Here is a 15,876-nt window from a genome sequence, read left to right on the forward strand (position 1 = left end):
ACATTCGGAGTGACTGCAATGGATGCGGTTCAAATCAAGACGCGCGGCAAGTCATCGACCTTGCTCGATCCGAAGATCGTGTTGCCGGCGATCGGCACATCGTTCGCGAAACTCGATCCTCGGGTGATGATCAAGAATCCGGTGATGTTCGTGGTGGAGGTGGTCGCGGCGCTGACCACGGTGCTGTTCGTGCGGGACCTGGTCATCGGCAGTGAGGAACTGTTGTTCACTGGCCAAATCATCCTGTGGCTGTGGTTCACAGTGCTGTTCGCCAACTTCGCCGAAGCGGTCGCCGAAGGGCGCGGCAAGGCGCAGGCCAATACGTTGCGCGAGACCCGCGTCGGCACCGTTGCGAAGCGGCTGCTGTTGCAGGGCAACACTGAGTTGTATGAAGGTGTCGCGGCCGAGCATCTCGCGGTCGGCGATCTGGTGCTGGTCGAAGCCGGAGACGTGATCCCCGGCGACGGCGAGGTGGTGGAAGGTGTGGCCTCGGTCAATGAGGCGGCGATCACCGGCGAGTCCGCGCCGGTGATCCGGGAATCCGGCGGCGACCGTTCGGCGGTGACGGGCGGCACCACGGTGATCTCCGATCGGATCGTGGTGCGGATCACAGCGGAAGTCGGCCATTCGTTCCTCGACCGGATGATCAAGCTGGTCGAAGGCGCGGAGCGGCAGAAGACCCCCAACGAGATCGCGCTGAACATTCTGCTTGCCGGGCTCACCATCATCTTCGTGTTCGCAACCGTGACGATCCCGAGCTTCGCGGCCTATGCGGGTGGGCAGATCTCCGTCGTGATCCTGGTGGCGCTGTTCGTCACGCTGATCCCGACTACGATCGGTGCGCTGCTGTCGGCGATCGGCATTGCCGGCATGGACCGGCTGGTGCGCTTCAACGTGCTGGCGATGTCGGGCCGTGCCGTCGAGGCCGCGGGTGACGTCGACACGCTGCTGCTCGACAAGACCGGCACCATCACGCTCGGCAATCGCCAGGCGACCGCGTTCCGTCCGGTGCGGGGCGTCAGCGAACGCGATCTTGCCGACGCTGCTCAGATGGCATCGCTTGCCGACGAAACGCCGGAAGGCCGCTCGATCGTGGTGCTGGCCAAGGAGAAGCACGGCATTCGCGGACGTGATCTGGCGGAGCTGGGGGCCCACTTCATTCCGTTCACCGCGCAGACCCGCATGAGCGGCGTCGACATCGGCGGATCGTCGATCCGCAAGGGGGCCGTCGACTCCATCCTGGTCTCCGTCGCGGCCGTCCCCGGCGTGGCGGCCACCCACGGAAATGCCGCGCGCGCGATCGAGACGGTATCCAACGTCGAGGGTGCCCAAGAGCTTGTCGCGATCGCCGACGAGATCGCCAAGGCGGGCGGCACACCGCTTGCGGTCGCGCGTGACGGCAAGCTGCTTGGCGTCATTCAGCTCAAGGACATCGTCAAGGGCGGCATCCGCGAACGCTTCGCCGAACTGCGGCGGATGGGCATCCGCACGGTGATGATCACCGGCGACAATCCGATGACGGCCGCGGCGATCGCCGCCGAAGCCGGTGTCGACGATTTCCTCGCTCAGGCGACGCCGGAGGACAAGCTCAGGCTGATCCGCGACGAGCAAGCCAAGGGCAAGCTGGTGGCGATGTGCGGCGACGGCACCAACGACGCGCCGGCGCTGGCGCAGGCCGATGTCGGTGTGGCGATGAATTCCGGTACCCAGGCGGCGCGCGAAGCCGGCAACATGGTCGATCTCGACTCCAACCCGACCAAGCTGATCGAAGTGGTCGAGATCGGCAAGCAACTGCTGATGACCCGCGGTGCGCTCACCACGTTCTCGATCGCCAACGACGTCGCCAAGTACTTTGCCATCATCCCGGCGATGTTCCTGGCGTTCTATCCGCAGCTCGGCGTGCTGAACGTCATGCACCTTGCCAGTCCGCAGAGCGCGATCCTGTCGGCGATCATCTTCAACGCGCTGATCATCATTGCGCTGATCCCGCTGGCGCTGAAGGGCGTCTCGTATCGCCCGGTCGGCGCAGCGGCGCTGCTGCGGCGCAATCTTCTGATCTATGGCCTCGGCGGAATCCTGGTGCCCTTCGTCGGCATCAAGGCAATCGATCTGGCCGTCTCGGCCCTGCATCTGGTGTGAGGAGGAGTCGTCATGTTGAAAGAAGTTCGCCCCGCTGTCGTGTCGCTGCTGGCGCTCACCATGATCACCGGCTTGGCCTATCCGCTCGCTGTCACCGGCATTGCCGCCGTGCTGTTTCCGTATCAGGCCCAGGGCAGTCTGGTTGAACGCGGCGGCCAGATCGTCGGCTCGGCGTTGATCGGGCAGGAGTTCAAGGAGGACCGCTATTTCCACGGCCGTCCTTCGGCCACCATGGCACCCGACCCGGCCGATGCCAGCAAGACGATCCCGGCGCCGTACAATGCCGCGAACTCTGGCGGCTCCAATCTCGGCCCGACCAGCAAGGCATTGGCGGATCGTTTGAGCGAAGACGTGGCCAAGCTGAAGGCTGAGAACCCAGCCGCCGCGATCCCGGTCGATCTCGTCACGACGAGCGGCAGCGGTCTCGATCCGGATGTCTCGCCGGAGGGCGCGCTGTTTCAGGTGACGCGTGTCGCCAAGGCGCGTGGCGTCCCTGAGGAGCAAATCCGCAAACTGGTCACAGCCTCTGTGCAGCCGCCGCTCGGCGGCGTGCTCGGCGAGCCGCGGGTCAACGTGTTGAAGCTCAATCTGGCGCTCGACGCGGCGGTGCCACGCTGACGCGCGCTGCTAGGCGAGTCCGCTGCGGTCGGATATATTTTGCCCATGCCTGATCCGCGCGCTGAGCCGCCTTCGCGACCATCTCCGGACGCCTTGCTTGAACAGGCAAGGCGGCAGGAACCGGGCACGGGCCGGCTGAAGGTCTTCCTCGGCGCAGCTCCGGGTGTCGGCAAGACCTTCGCGATGCTGCAGAGCGCACATGCCCGTGCCAAGGCCGGGGTGGACGTGGTGATCGGCTACGCGGAGACCCACGGCCGCACCGAGACCGAGGCCTTGCTCGCCGGCCTGGAGACTGTCCCGCGCCGGCGCATCGCCTATAAGGGCCAGACCCTCGAAGAGATGGACCTCGATGCGGTGCTGGCGCGCCGCCCGCAGCTCGCCATCGTCGACGAACTGGCGCACAGCAATGCGCCGGGCAGCCGCCATCCCAAGCGCTATCTGGACGTATTGGAGCTGCTGGCGAACGGCATCGACGTCTACACCGCCGTCAACATTCAGCACATCGAGAGCCTGAACGATGTGGTGGCGCAGATCACCACGGTCCGGGTGCGTGAGACCGTGCCGGACTCGGCGTTCGAGCGCGCCGATGCGATTGAACTGGTCGACCTGACGCCGGACGACCTGATCCAGCGCCTCAAAGAGGGCAAGGTCTATGTGCCCAAGCAGGCCGAGCGCGCGCTGGAGCATTATTTCTCGCCGGGCAACCTGACCGCGCTACGCGAACTGGCGCTGCGGCGTACCGCCGAGCGGGTCGACGAGCAGCTGCTGTCGCACATGCAGGCCAATGCGATCGCTGGCCCGTGGGCGGCCGGCGAACGCGTGCTGGTGTGCGTCAGCGACGATCAGCGCTCGCAAGGGTTGGTCCGCTATACCAAGCGGCTGGCCGACCGGCTGCGCGCGCCGTGGACGGCGATCAACATCGAAACGCGACGCAGTCTGTCGCTGACCGAGCAGCAGCGCGACCGACTGGCCGATACGCTGCGTCTGGCCGAGGCGCTCGGCGGTGAGGCGCTGGCGATCCCCGGCGGCGATCGCAGCCTGGCGCACGACATCCTGGCATTCGCGCGCGCCAACAACATCACCCAGATCGTCGTCGGCAAGGCACCGCGCTCGTTCTGGTACGAAGCTCTGCGCGGCTCCACCGTGCACGAGCTGGTGCGCGGCTCCGGCAACATATCGATTCACGTCATGACCGGGACGGCGGTCGCGGCCGAAGAAAACCGGAGTCGGTCGCTGCGGCCGGCGGAGGGCAGCGAGCCGTTCAACCCGTGGCCGTATCCGATGGCGCTCGGGATGGTCGGTATCGGCCTCGGCGTCGCTAAGCTGATCGAACCGTTCTTCAGCATCGAGAACGTCGACCTGGTGTTTCTCACCGCGGTCGTCGGAGTCTCGGTCCGCTACGGACTCGGGCCGTCACTGCTGGCGAGCCTCGCGGCATCGCTATGCTACAACTTCTTCTTCCTGCCGCCGGTCTACACCTTCACCATCACCGACCCGACCAATATCGTCGCGTTCTTCTTCTTCATGCTGATCGCGATTCTGGTGTCGAACCTCGCCGGCCGTGTCCGCGCTCAGGCGACCGCAGCCGCGCAGCGCGTGCGCACGACGGAATCGCTGTACGCCTTCAGCCGCAAGCTCGCCGGCACCGCTGCGCTCGACGACGTGCTGTGGGCGACCGCGTATCAGATCGCGCTGATGCTGAAGGTCCGTGTCGTTCTGTTGTTGCCCGAGCAGAGCCGCATCGCCGTCAAGGCCGGCTATCCGCCGGAGGATCAGCTCGATCCGGCCGATCTCGCAGCCGCGAATTGGACGTGGGAGAACGACCGGGTTGCGGGGCGCGGCTCCGACACCTTGCCCGGCGCCAAACGTTTGTTTCTGCCGATGCGGACAGGGCGAGGGCCGATCGGCGTGATCGGGATCGACGACGACCGCGCCGGGCCGTTGCTGACGCCGGACCAGCGGCGGCTGCTCGACGCGCTCACCGACCAGGGAGCGCTCGCAATCGAGCGTGTGCATCTGGTCGAGGATATGGACCGGGTCAAGCGCGACGCCGAATCCGACCGGTTGCGCCAGGCGCTGCTCACCTCGATTTCGCACGATCTGAAGACGCCGCTCGCCGCGGTGCTCGGCGCGGCGACCACGATGCGGGATCTGGCGCCGCATCTGAGCGATGCGCAGCGGACCGAACTGATCGGCACCATCGTCGAGGAGTCCGAACGTCTCAACCGCTTCATCGCCAATCTGCTCGACATGACCAAGCTCGAATCCGGTGCCGTGGTGCCGAACAGCGCGGCCCACGATCTCGGCGAACTGGTCGGCGCCACGCTGCGCCGCGCGACGTCGATCCTGGCTCAGCATACGGTGAAACTGGATCTCGGCCAGGATCTGCCGATGATCGAGGTCGATCCGGTGCTGTTCGAACAGGCGCTGTTCAATCTGCTCGACAACGCAGCGAAATACGCGCCGGCTGGCAGCGCGATCCAGCTTCGGGCTGTGCAGAGCGGCGGTCAGGTCGAGCTCCAGGTGCGCGATGAAGGTGAGGGGATTCCGCCTGCCGAGTTGGAAACCGTGTTCGATAAGTTTTATCGTGTGCGAAAGGGCGATCATATAAGGCCCGGCACCGGCCTCGGCCTGGCGATCGCACGAGGTTTTATCGAAGCGATGGGCGGGCGACTGTCGGCCGGCAATCGCTCCGATCGCAGTGGTGCCGCGATGACCATCCGTCTTCCCGTCGCATCGCGCCGCGATGCTCTGATCAGTGCAGCGTGAGTGCCATGGCGATTAAAGTTCTGGTCATCGACGACGAACCGCCAATTCGGAAGCTGCTGCGGATGGGCCTCGGAAGCCAGGGCTACGAGGTGATCGAAGCCAGCAACGGCAAGCTCGCGCTGCAGGCGATGGCGAACACGCCGCCCGATCTTGTCGTGCTCGATCTCGGGTTGCCGGATCTGCCCGGCCACGAGTTGCTTCGGCAGATCCGCGCCCAGAGCGAAGCGGTGCCCATTGTCGTGCTGTCGAGCCGTGGCGATGAAGCCGGCAAGGTCGAGGCGCTGGACCTCGGTGCGGACGACTACGTCACCAAGCCGTTTGGCATGGACGAACTGCTGGCGCGCCTACGTGCCGCGCTGCGGCATCAGCTTCAGGTGCAGGGCGAGCGTCCGCTGTTCCGCGTCGGCGATCTGTCGGTCGATCTGGTGCGGCGGATCGTCAAGCTCGGCGACAAGGAGGTCAAACTGTCGCCGAAGGAATACGACCTGTTGCGCGTTCTGGTGCAGCACGCCGGCAAGGTGCTGACGCACAAGTTTCTCCTACACGAATTGTGGGACGAACTCACGGATGCGCAGTATCTGCGGGTCTATGTTCGCCAGCTCCGGCAGAAGATCGAACCCGATCCCGAGCGTCCGCAGTATCTGCTGACGGAAACCGGGATCGGATATCGGCTGAAGGCGCCGAACTAAGCTTGCCGGTTCACGCGAGCTCTGCGACCGATTTTTCTTGTGCCGCAGGCGCCACGACGACGTCCCAGCGGCCATCACCGCCGTAGCGCCGGTCCATCGCGCCGTCATCGTCGAGCGCGAACAGATGCATCCAGCCGTTGTCGAACAGCGCGCGCACGTCCGGGTGGCGATCGAGGATGGTGGTAATCGCTTCGTGCGGAGCTTCGATCAGCACCGACAGTCGGAGCGGCTGGTGCACGAGGCGTTCGCCATCGTGCACCGATTGCCACGGCAAGCCGCCGCGCAGCAAGCCGCCATTGCCTTCGACGACGCCGATCCCACCGGTGACGTTGTGCAGCAGCTTGTTGCCGGCGCCGAACATTTCCGGCGCGACGGTCGAGCCGTAGTATTGCAGACTGATCCAGCTCGCGACCACCACTGGCGCGGTGAGGATCAGCTCGAGCACCGAGAAATCGGTGTCCTTGCGCCAGTCATAGTCGTGCAGGAACGCTTGCCCTTGAAGGTCACGACCGCTGGTGTGGGACCGCGGCGCAGCGATGAAGGCCCGGCAGCCGGCGAGCGCCCATTCGGGGCGGACCTCGGCCCAATCGCGCGCCCGCCGCGCAATCGCGCCGCCCGTTGCCGCCCGTGGCAGGCGCAACGCCCGCTCACTCCGCGTCAACGCGCCGGCAGTGGCAAGCCAGGCCCGCGTTTGCGCGAGGCTCGTAGCGTGCGCCGGCGAGGGATAATCAGCATCGTACAGCGTCACCGCGTCCGTGGTGGTGTCATGCAGCGCGCCGACGAACAGCGTATCGGCCGGGATCGCCATGCCGCGACCGGCAAGCGCTGCACGGACCTCCGGATCGTTGAGTAGGCCGGCGAGCAGCCGCGCATTGACGTCGCCGGGAAAGCCGCCGCAAGCGCCACAATGCAGCGCACTGGCGTGCGGATTGTTGACGACGCTGGCGCCATGCCCGGCGATCAGCACCAGCGGCGCGAATGGACCCGTAAGCGACATCGCCTTCAAAACCGCTTCGGCCGTGTCAATCCGAGCACCGAGAGCGAGCGGCGGATCGAACTGCGGTGCGGGATCGGTGTTGGTGTTGTGCGCAACGGCCCTCAGGCCATCGCTGAGCAGCTTGGCGACATAGACCGGCCCCATCGACTCGACGAAAGCGAAGGACGAGATCGCTGCCAGCTTGAAGCGGCCCCAGGCGCGCTTGGCGCGCGCGGCAACGCGTCTTGCACGGTCGCTCGCCTCGTGCGCGTGCGAATGTCCGCCGCAGCTAGTGGTGACGCGCGGCGGCAACAGCACCGGCAGGCGAGCTTCGACGACGTCGGACGCGAACCGCCGATGCGCAATTGGAAGGCCGAAGAAGCCGCCGAAGCCGAGCGTGCGGATCCGCGGATCGAGGCTTTCCAGTGCGCGCCGGAACGGCTCGGAGCGAACGTCGATGCAGAACGCCATCTGCAGCGTCGGACGATCATCCGGCCTCGGCTGTATTGAGGTCGACAAAATGGTCTGAAGCTTCCGCTGCGCGGCGCGTTCAACCGCGTCCTGCAGGATGGTGTTGATCTGATCGTCCCCGGTCGGCTGCAGCGGCTGCGCGTAGGCATCGATTGCCTCGGCCCAATTTGCTGCGATCTGTGGCTGATAGTTGCGCAGCAGGGCCGACTCCCACACTGCGCAGATAGCGATGAGATCGGTCACCGCGCTGTCGGTGCTGCCGGCAAGCTCTGCCTGCCAGAGCCGATAGCGCGCGAGCTGGGCCCAGCCGCCGAGACTGATCAGCAGGCGATGGAAGTAGCTCTCGGTTGCCGCCTCGCTCAAGCCGAGCTGCTCTACGGCGCGGATGAGGGCCGCTTCGGCAGTCTCCGGAGCGGCCGCGACGTCCGTCGCAAAGCCGGTGAGGCCGAAGATCTCAGGCGTCAGGTCGTGGGTCGCGGTCAGCCGCCAGGCCGCATATGCGTTCGGTCCCTTCGGTGCGGCCCAAAGCGCTTGGCCGCGATCGAAGTAACCGCTCGCCCAGGCGCTGATGCGCTCGGCGACGAAGCTGGCCCAGTCGAAGCCAGAGACAGCGCTCGCAAGCTCGGCGACAGTCGGCAGCGCCTGCGGCGGCGCGATGTCGATCTGCGCGGCCCGCTTCAGATCGGCGATCGTCGGCGGACGTGAGGTCGGCGGTGCGGCGTCAAGCGCAGCGGCAAGGTCGACGTCGCTGATCTCGCCGGAAGCGATCCGCTCGGCGTACCAAGCCCTTGGCATCGTCAAGGCCGCACCTGCGACGCGGCGGAGCCGGGCGGCCGCCATGGCCAGCGGTTCTCCGGTCTGGCCGAGGAACGGGTTGACTGCCACGCTCGACTCCAGCGGCCACAGCGGCGGGATGGCGCGGGCGGCGCGCCCGGCCGCCTCGTGCACGGCGGTGAGATTGAGCTGAGGGACGGGGGGCTTGGTCATCAGCATGGTGGGCTCCCTTGGCCGGATCACGAGGTGGTGCGGCCGGACCAGCCGCTCAGCAGGCGATCGAGGGCGGCGTTGACGTAGAGGCCGTTCGACAGATGGACGCGCAGGCCTGCGGTCGCCGGGTGTGAGGTCCACAGCGGAAACAGCGCCTGGGCGATAGCGATGCCGCCGAAGCTGAGCACCGCCAGCGATATCAGCGTCCATTCCAGCCGGGCGGGCGCGAGCGGCGGCGGCAGTGTGCCGGCGGTCAGCCATTCGGCGGCCGTCTGGAGCGCGAAGTAACCGGCGGCGGTTGCGGCGGAGTAGATCGCGGTGCGGCGGGTCAACAGCCGCGGCGCGGCGTCGGCCAAGCCTTGGGCGAGCAGATAGGCGACGCCGAACACCAGGATGGCGCCGAGCGCGAGCGACTGTGGTGGCTTGTGGTCGAACCCGAACACCGTGCCAAAGGCGGCGCCGATCGCCACGTAGATTGCCAATGCCGCCAGGAAGGCGCGCGTCACGGCCTGGCCGTTCGGCACCGCGATCGGACCTGGGCGCCGGATGGCGACGATCTGTTCGACCGCGCCGCCTGAGGCGAGGAAGGCGTGCGCCTTGTAAAGCGAGTGGGCGACGATGTGCAGCAGCGCCAGCGGAAACAGCGCCAGCCCGCATTCCAGCATCATGAAGCCCATCTGCGCCACGGTGGACCACGCCAGCGAGGTTTTCACCGCCGGCTGGGTCAGCATCACCAGTGCGCCGAAAAGTGCGGTGAAGCCGCCGACCATCGCCAGCACCGCAAGCACGCCGGGCACCGTCATCATCAGATCGGTGAAGCGGATCAGCAGGAAGCCGCCGGCATTGATCACGCCGGCATGCAGCAGTGCCGACACCGGCGTCGGCGCTTCCATCACTTCGGTGAGCCAGCCATGGGTGGGGAATTGCGCCGACTTCAGCAGCGCTGCGACAGCCAGTAAGCCGGCCGCGATCATCGCAGCGGCCGGCGCATCGCCGGCACGTGCGGCGGCGTTGATGGCGGCAATATCGGTGGTGTGATACGCAATCGTCAGCAGCGCCACGCCACCGAGCATCGCGGCCGCGCCGATGCTGGCGAACAGCCGCTTCTTGCGGGCGGCCCGCTGCGCCGTGGCGCGGTTCGGATAGAACAGCAGCAGTCGGTGCAGACACTCGCTGGTGGCGATCCAGCATGCAGCGAGCTGCACCAGATTGCCCGACTGCACCAGCAGCAGCACCGCGGCGATCGCCGTGCACAGCCAGCCGAGAAACGAGCCCTGACGCGCTTCGCCGTCGAGATAGGTCCGCGCGTAGCGCACTACGATCCAGCCGACGAAGCCGACCAGGAGCAGCATGGTGGCGCTGACGGCATCGAGCCGCGCCGACAGGCCGACGCCGGCGAAGCCTATCAGAGGGCTCGTCGCGGGGCCGACCATGATCAGTACCGCGAGCGCACCGGCGGTGATGACGAAAGCCAGCAGTGCGGCGGCCTCGGCCATCGCCGGCACCAGCGGCGGACGCCGCCCTGGACGCGCGAAGGCGAACGCGGCGGCGATCAGCAGGGGCAGTGGCGCGGCGAGCGGCAGCAGATCAAGGGGCACGAGGCTATTCTCCGGATGCGGGCGATGAAGGTTCGTCGCCGGGATAGACCCGCGGCCAGATCAAAGAAAATTCATTGTTTTCAGTATGACGTTCGCTAAAATCGAACGATGAACGCGCTCAACTACAACCATCTCCGCTATTTCTGGGCGGTCGCGCATGACGGCAATCTGACCCGCACCGCGCAGCGGCTGAACCTGACGCAGTCGGCGCTGTCGGTGCAGATCCGCAAGCTCGAGGAGCGGATCGGCCACGCGCTGTTCGAGCGCCGCGGTCGGCAATTGCATCTCACCGAAGCCGGCCGCATCACGCTCGATCATGCCGACGCGATCTTCGCGACCGGTGAGGAGCTGATCGATACGCTGCGCAACACCGGAGTAGCGCGTCAGGCGCTGCGGGTGGGCGCACTGGCGACGCTGTCGCGCAATTTCCAGATGGCGTTTCTGCGCCCGGTGCTCGGCCGGCCCGACGTCGAACTGATTTTGCGCTCGGGAAGTGCGGCGGAGCTGTTGCAGCTGCTCGGGGCGCTGAGCCTCGACGTGGTGCTGATCAACCACGCCCCGGCGCGGGACAGCGTCAACCGGCTGGTGGTGCACCGGCTCGCCGAGCGCTCGGTCAGCCTGATCGGCACCCGCGCCCGGCTGCGGCGGAAGGGTAGTCTCGAAGACCGGCTGCGCAGCCATCCGGTGATCGTGCCGACCGCGGGCAGCAGCATCCGGATGGGCTTCGACGCGCTGGTGGCGCGGCTCGGCATCCGGCCGCAGATCGCCGCCGAGGTCGAGGACATGGCGATGATGCGGCTGCTGGCGCGGGAGGATCTCGGCCTCGCGGTGCTGCCACCGATCGTGGTCAAGGACGAGCTCGACGACGGCCGGCTGATCGAAGCCGAGCAGCTGTCCGGCATCGTCGAGACCTTCTACGCGGTGACGATCGAGCGGCGCTTTCCCAATCCGGTACTGACCAAGCTGCTGCGGGCGAAGAAGATCTAGCGGTGGAAGCGGGGCGGACCCAATGCACTTCGCCCGCGAAGCGGTGTAGCTTCGGCGAAGTCGGCGCGGCGTAGCGCGCGCGGTCTATAGAAGGCGGCAGGTCTCAACATCATGGACAAGTTTCCGGTTCTGCTCGATCTGGCTGGAACCTTCGTGTTTGCACTCAGCGGCGCGGTGGCCGGGGCGCGGCGGCGGCTCGATCTGTTCGGCGTGCTGGTGCTGGCATTCGCGGCCGGCAATGCCGGCGGCATCACCCGCGACGTGCTGATCGGTGCGGTGCCGCCGGTCGCGGTCCAGGACTGGCGCTATCTCGGGGTGTCCCTGCTCGCCGGCCTCGTCACCTTCTATCTGGTGCCGGTGATCGTGCGGATCAGCAGCGCGATCCTGATGTTCGACGCCGCGGGGCTGGCGCTGTTCGCTGTCACCGGCGCCACCAAGGCGCTGGCGCACGGGCTCAGCCCGGTGACGGCGATCGCGCTCGGCGTGGTCACCGGGATCGGCGGCGGCATGGTGCGCGACATGCTGCTGGCCGAAATACCGACCGTGCTGCGCGCCGAGCTGTATGCGGTGGCGGCGGCGATCGCCGCGGCGATCATCGTGCTCGGCCAGATGCTGCACTGGCCCGACGGGCCGGTCACCACCGCGGCACTGCTGGCGTGCTTTGCGCTGCGCGTCGCCGCGATCCGCCGCGGCTGGCGGTTGCCGGTGGCGAAGATCGAGGAGCCGGCGCCGGGCGACAAGCCGGGCGAGGGTGATTAGCGGGCGGTGATCCCGCGTCGGTGTCGCAGCCAGGAACGGAGCGTTCGCGGTCGAGTTGCATCGATCAACAGACCCGCGCCGATGAGTTCCGGGCGCGGCTTCCTCGCCACGCGGACATCAGGAGACACCGATATGAAGGGCGCCATCATTTTGTTGAGCGGCATGCTGCTCGCCACTCCCGCGGCCGCGCAATCGGCTGCGCAGGCGCCCGGCGCGCCGCCAGTCGCGATCAGCTCGACCACGGCGGGCTTCATCCAGCAGGTCGCGATCTCGGATCTGTTCGAGACCGCCTCGGCGCGGCTTGCGCTCGCCCGCGGCACCGACGCGCAGAAGCAGTTCGCGAATCAGATGCTGCAGGACCATGGTAAGACTTCAGCCGACGTCCGCCGCCTGATCGCGCAACGCGGGCTGAAGGTCGACGTCCCGAGCCAGCTCGATCCGCCGCATCAGGCGCTGCTCGACAAGCTCAACGCCACCGAAGGCGACGCCTTCGCCGCGACCTATGCCGAGCAGCAGGTGCAGGCGCATCAGCAGGCGGTGACGCTGTTCCACGGTTATGCGGGCAATGGCGACTTCCCCGAGCTGAAGCAATGGGCCGCGCAGACGCTGCCGGTGCTCGAGCATCATCTGCAGATGGCGCAGCAGCTCGGCAGCGGCAACGCCGCGACGGTCGGGACCTCGCCGGCGAAGTAAGCGCTGCGACGTGCGATCATGAGTGTGGGTATCACGTCATTGCCAAGCTCGACCCGGCAATCCATCTCCTGCGGAAAGTTCGTGCTGACGCACGCGATGGATGCGCGGGTCAAGCCCGCGCATGACGTTGGTCCGCGTGGAGAGGCTTTACGACGGCGCACGCTCGAAAGTTCGTCATTGCGAGGAGCGCAGCGACGAAGCAATCCAGGCTTAGTGCACGGAGCTCTGGATTGCTTCCCTTCGCTCGCCATGACGGTGTGGCAATTCCCCTGCGCTACGGCGCGATCCGGATGACCACTTTGCCGAGCGCGTCGCGGCCGGCGAGGGTGGTGAAGGCGGCGCGGAAATCTTCGAGCGCGAAGGCCGAGACGATCGCCGGCTTCAGTGCGCCGCTGGCGAGCAGGCGCGACAGCTCGGCGGTGCAGCGCGCCAGCACCTCCGGCTCGCGCCGCGGCAGCTGGGCGAGGTCGACGCCGAGCAGGTTGCCGCCTTTCAGCAGCGGCAGGTTGAACGGCAGCGCCGGGATGCTGCCGGCCGCGAACCCGACGACGATGTGGCGGCCGTTCCAGGCGATCGAGCGAAACGCCTCGACCGCGACCGGCCCGCCGATCGGATCGAAGATCACGTCGGCGCCGTGCCCGCCGGTCAGCGTCTTGAAGGTGTCGCGCCAATCCGGCTGGGTGTAGTCGATCACGGCGTCGGCGCCGAGCCCCAGCGCGAAGTCGCGCTTCTGCGCGGTGGATGCTCCGGCGATGACACGGGCGCCGAGCAGCTTGCCGATCTGGATCGCCGCGGTGCCGACGCCGCCGGCGGCGCCGAGCACCAGCAGGATCTCGTCCCGCTGCAGCCGGGCGCGCTCGGCCAGGGCGTAATAGGCGGTGAGGTAGTTGGCGCGGAACGAGGCGCCTTCTTCCGCCGAGACGCCGTCCGGCAGCGGCGCGACCGCTTCGGCCGGCACCACGATGTATTCGGCGAGCGCGCCGGAGCGCGCCATTCCCATCACCATCTGGCCGGGCGCGAGGTTGGCGACGCCGTCGCCGGCCGCGTCGATCACGCCGGCGAATTCCGTGCCGGGAATGAACGGCAGCGGATCCTTGGTCTGATAGCGGCCCTGTACTTTGAGGCCGTCGACGAAGCCGATGCCGACCGCCTGCACCCGGACCCGCACCGATCCCGGTGTCACCGCCGGCCGCGCGATCTGTTTCAACGCGACCTGGTCGATCGCGGCATAGTCTTCGACGACGACGGCTTTCATCAGGGGCTCGGGCGCTGGCAAGGGCGATGGTCCTTTTTCGTGTGAGGAAAAATAGGCGGGCTTTCAGCAGATCTTTTCGAACCGGAAGAAGCCGCCGTCGGGCGGCAGGCCGTCCGGTTCGGCTTGCTGTTCGAGCTCGTGCTCGTGCGGATCGGGGTGACGGTCGTTGTAGTATTCGACGATCTTGAAGCCGCATTTGTTGACGTAGAAGTGGATATTGCGGCGTTCGAAATACGGCGTGTGGGTCTGCCACACCTTGGTCTGCGGATAGCGCTGTTCGATCGCCCGCCACGCGGCGGTGCCGAGGCCGCGGCCGTGCGCCGACGTGGCGATGAAGAACAGGTCGAGCGAATTGTGCTGGGTCGAAGCGTCGATCCGCACCACCACGCCGCCGACGCGCTCACCGTTCGCGATGATGTGCAACACCTCGGCGCCCGGCGCATCGAACGATCGCTGGATGTCGCTGTCGGCTGGAATGCGCTCGCCCGGAATCGAGCCGAACTCTTCGACCACGGCGACCGCGAACGCGTCCTGCAGCTCGCGCATGAAGACGGGGAGATCCTGTTTCGCCGCGGGGTGAAGCGTGACGTGCTGGTCGGGGCGGTTCAAGCTCGAGAGCTCCTGTTGGGCTCGGTCGGCAGAGAGGCCGAGCTGGCTGCGTTGAATCGCAGCCTTCGTCCGCGATGGTGGCGCCGAGATGGCGCGGGCTCGATCGCATTTGCGCATACAGCGATCGGCGGTGCGGCGCTTGCGTTGATCCGCCGCGGGCTTGACCGCGCCGGCGCCAGCGCCAATGAAGGCGCGGTGGTCACGGCGAACGAGGGACGGGCGATGCCGCATCTGGTGATGGACTATTCGGGCGACGATCTCGGCCGCGACCGGATCGCGCCGCTGCTGGCGCAGCTCGCTGACGCCGCGGCGGCGACCGGCGTGATGCAGGCGGCCGACATCAAGGTGCGGGCGCGCGGCTTCGACGACTATCTGGTGGCGGGCAAGCGCGACAGCTTCGTGCATCTTGCCGTGTTCATGCTGGCGGGCCGAACGCCGGAGCAGAAGGTCGCGCTCAGCGTTGCGCTGCGCCAGACCCTTGTGGAGCATTGCCCGGACATCACCAGCCTCAGCGTCGACATCCGCGACATGGACCCGGAGGCCTACAAGAAGCGGCTGAAGCAGGCGTAGGGCGTTGGGGCGCGGCCTTTAGCGGCGAAGCAGCGCCATCATCTCGCGCCAATGATAGATCTGCAGCTTCGGCGCAGCGGCCCGTGCCGCCGCGATCATCGCCAGCGCGACGTCGCCGGCGTCGATGCCGCGATAGCGATCGGCGGCGCCGCGCAGCAGCGGGTTGATGATGTGTGCGAGCGCGATGAACAGCCGCTCCACCGGGCGGTGCTCGGCGCGCTCGCCCATCAGCATCGACGGGCGGAAGATCGCGGTGCGCGGAAAGCCCAGCGCGATGATGTCGCGCTCGGCCTCGCCCTTGGTGCGGAGATAGAACGAGCGCGAGGCGGCGTCGGCGCCGACCGCGGTGACCAGAAACACCGCCTGCGCGCCGGCCTCCCGCGCGATCCGCGCGGCCGCGACCGGATAGTCATGGTCGATCTTGTAGTACGCAGCTTCGTCCGGCGTCTGCTTGCGCGTGGTGCCGAGCGCGATGAACACCTCGTCGGCTGTCAGCTGCGCGGCCAGCGCCGGCAGCCGGTCGAGGTCGCCAATCAGCACCGTCAGCTTCGGATCGCTGAAGGTCAGCGGCCGCCGCACCACCGCGATCACCCGCGCATAGTCGGCGGCGTCCAGCAGTCCGCGCAGCAGCTGCGAACCGATCAAGCCGGTCGCGCCGAACATCAGCGCGGTTTTCAGGGCGGAGCTATCGCCGGATGTGGTCATGTGCGACAGGATGGCACAGGCGCGTGGCGGACCGCAACGCCAAGCCGCACA

General features: G+C 67.2%; 13 protein-coding genes. 8 read left to right on the forward strand and 5 right to left on the reverse strand.

Annotated elements, in window-relative coordinates; all coding sequences use genetic code 11:
• The first annotated feature begins 18 nt into the window (after positions 1 to 18).
• Genes kdpB through DY467_RS06830 form a run of 4 tightly spaced genes read left to right on the forward strand, consistent with a single transcriptional unit; the run spans position 19 to position 6,215 of the window.
• Positions 19 to 2,139: a potassium-transporting ATPase subunit KdpB gene (gene kdpB / locus DY467_RS06815; protein ID WP_164634797.1), complete on the forward strand. Its 2,121-nt coding sequence runs from the start codon at positions 19 to 21 to the stop codon at positions 2,137 to 2,139.
• A gap of 12 nt (positions 2,140 to 2,151) precedes the next feature.
• The gene (locus DY467_RS06820) at positions 2,152 to 2,757 is read left to right on the forward strand and encodes a K(+)-transporting ATPase subunit C (protein WP_164634799.1); all 606 of its coding nucleotides are present in this window, start codon (positions 2,152 to 2,154) and stop codon (positions 2,755 to 2,757) included.
• A gap of 45 nt (positions 2,758 to 2,802) precedes the next feature.
• Positions 2,803 to 5,526, forward strand: coding sequence for a DUF4118 domain-containing protein (locus DY467_RS06825; protein WP_164634801.1), 2,724 nt, complete (start codon positions 2,803 to 2,805; stop codon positions 5,524 to 5,526).
• Complete coding sequence (locus tag DY467_RS06830) at positions 5,523 to 6,215, forward strand: response regulator (protein WP_164634803.1); 693 nt, start codon at positions 5,523 to 5,525, stop codon at positions 6,213 to 6,215. The genes DY467_RS06825 and DY467_RS06830 overlap by 4 nt, the downstream gene beginning before the upstream one ends.
• A 10-nt stretch (positions 6,216 to 6,225) precedes the next feature.
• On the opposite strand, the gene DY467_RS06835 is transcribed toward DY467_RS06830, so the two are convergent.
• A complete protein-coding gene (locus tag DY467_RS06835) occupies positions 6,226 to 8,655 on the reverse strand; it encodes a YbcC family protein (RefSeq protein ID WP_164634805.1) in 2,430 nt (809 codons plus the stop codon).
• A gap of 20 nt (positions 8,656 to 8,675) precedes the next feature.
• Positions 8,676 to 10,247 carry a proton-conducting transporter transmembrane domain-containing protein gene (locus DY467_RS06840; protein ID WP_164634807.1) on the reverse strand — a complete coding sequence of 524 codons (1,572 nt, stop codon included), beginning with the start codon at positions 10,245 to 10,247 and terminating at the stop codon, positions 8,676 to 8,678.
• A 108-nt stretch (positions 10,248 to 10,355) separates the two neighbouring features.
• Between DY467_RS06840 and DY467_RS06845 the strand changes: the two genes are divergently transcribed.
• From DY467_RS06845 to DY467_RS06855, 3 genes are all read left to right on the forward strand, one after another.
• Complete coding sequence (locus DY467_RS06845; RefSeq protein ID WP_107344879.1) at positions 10,356 to 11,234, forward strand: LysR family transcriptional regulator; 879 nt, start codon at positions 10,356 to 10,358, stop codon at positions 11,232 to 11,234.
• Positions 11,235 to 11,345: 111 nt separating this feature from the next.
• Positions 11,346 to 11,993 (forward strand): trimeric intracellular cation channel family protein, encoded by a 648-nt coding sequence (locus DY467_RS06850; protein ID WP_164634809.1) that lies wholly within the window; start codon positions 11,346 to 11,348, stop codon positions 11,991 to 11,993.
• Positions 11,994 to 12,125: 132 nt separating this feature from the next.
• Positions 12,126 to 12,686: a DUF4142 domain-containing protein gene (locus DY467_RS06855; protein ID WP_164634811.1), complete on the forward strand. Its 561-nt coding sequence runs from the start codon at positions 12,126 to 12,128 to the stop codon at positions 12,684 to 12,686.
• A gap of 274 nt (positions 12,687 to 12,960) precedes the next feature.
• Here the strand turns inward: DY467_RS06855 and DY467_RS06860 are convergent, their stop codons facing one another.
• Positions 12,961 to 13,941 (reverse strand): NADPH:quinone oxidoreductase family protein, encoded by a 981-nt coding sequence (locus DY467_RS06860; RefSeq protein ID WP_164634812.1) that lies wholly within the window; start codon positions 13,939 to 13,941, stop codon positions 12,961 to 12,963.
• Between the two features lie 63 nt (positions 13,942 to 14,004).
• Entirely contained in the window at positions 14,005 to 14,550 is a 546-nt protein-coding gene (locus tag DY467_RS06865; protein ID WP_164634814.1) for a GNAT family N-acetyltransferase, read from the reverse strand.
• 222 nt (positions 14,551 to 14,772) lie between these two features.
• On the opposite strand from DY467_RS06865, the gene DY467_RS06870 reads away from it, so the two are divergent.
• Positions 14,773 to 15,120: a 5-carboxymethyl-2-hydroxymuconate Delta-isomerase gene (locus tag DY467_RS06870; RefSeq protein WP_164634946.1), complete on the forward strand. Its 348-nt coding sequence runs from the start codon at positions 14,773 to 14,775 to the stop codon at positions 15,118 to 15,120.
• A gap of 18 nt (positions 15,121 to 15,138) precedes the next feature.
• On the opposite strand, the gene DY467_RS06875 is transcribed toward DY467_RS06870, so the two are convergent.
• The gene (locus tag DY467_RS06875; protein ID WP_164634816.1) at positions 15,139 to 15,825 is read right to left on the reverse strand and encodes an oxidoreductase; all 687 of its coding nucleotides are present in this window, start codon (positions 15,823 to 15,825) and stop codon (positions 15,139 to 15,141) included.
• Positions 15,826 to 15,876 lie beyond the last annotated feature (51 nt).

The sequence above is a fragment of the Rhodopseudomonas sp. BR0G17 genome, from assembly GCF_010907025.1.
GTDB classification, from domain to species: Bacteria; Pseudomonadota; Alphaproteobacteria; order Rhizobiales; family Xanthobacteraceae; genus Rhodopseudomonas; species Rhodopseudomonas palustris_H.

Bases quoted from the DNA above. Each gene is read 5' to 3' on its own strand.
- DY467_RS06850 (WP_164634809.1), top strand. From the start codon at position 11,346: ATGGACAAGTTTCCGGTTCTGCTCGATCTGGCTGGAACCTTCGTGTTT.
- DY467_RS06875 (WP_164634816.1), bottom strand. From the start codon at position 15,825: ATGACCACATCCGGCGATAGCTCCGCCCTGAAAACCGCGCTGATGTTC.
- DY467_RS06825 (WP_164634801.1), top strand. From the start codon at position 2,803: ATGCCTGATCCGCGCGCTGAGCCGCCTTCGCGACCATCTCCGGACGCC.
- DY467_RS06835 (WP_164634805.1), bottom strand. From the start codon at position 8,655: ATGCTGATGACCAAGCCCCCCGTCCCTCAGCTCAATCTCACCGCCGTG.
- DY467_RS06870 (WP_164634946.1), top strand. From the start codon at position 14,773: ATGCCGCATCTGGTGATGGACTATTCGGGCGACGATCTCGGCCGCGAC.
- DY467_RS06820 (WP_164634799.1), top strand. From the start codon at position 2,152: ATGTTGAAAGAAGTTCGCCCCGCTGTCGTGTCGCTGCTGGCGCTCACC.
- DY467_RS06860 (WP_164634812.1), bottom strand. From the start codon at position 13,941: ATGAAAGCCGTCGTCGTCGAAGACTATGCCGCGATCGACCAGGTCGCG.
- kdpB (WP_164634797.1), top strand. From the start codon at position 19: ATGGATGCGGTTCAAATCAAGACGCGCGGCAAGTCATCGACCTTGCTC.
- DY467_RS06845 (WP_107344879.1), top strand. From the start codon at position 10,356: ATGAACGCGCTCAACTACAACCATCTCCGCTATTTCTGGGCGGTCGCG.
- DY467_RS06855 (WP_164634811.1), top strand. From the start codon at position 12,126: ATGAAGGGCGCCATCATTTTGTTGAGCGGCATGCTGCTCGCCACTCCC.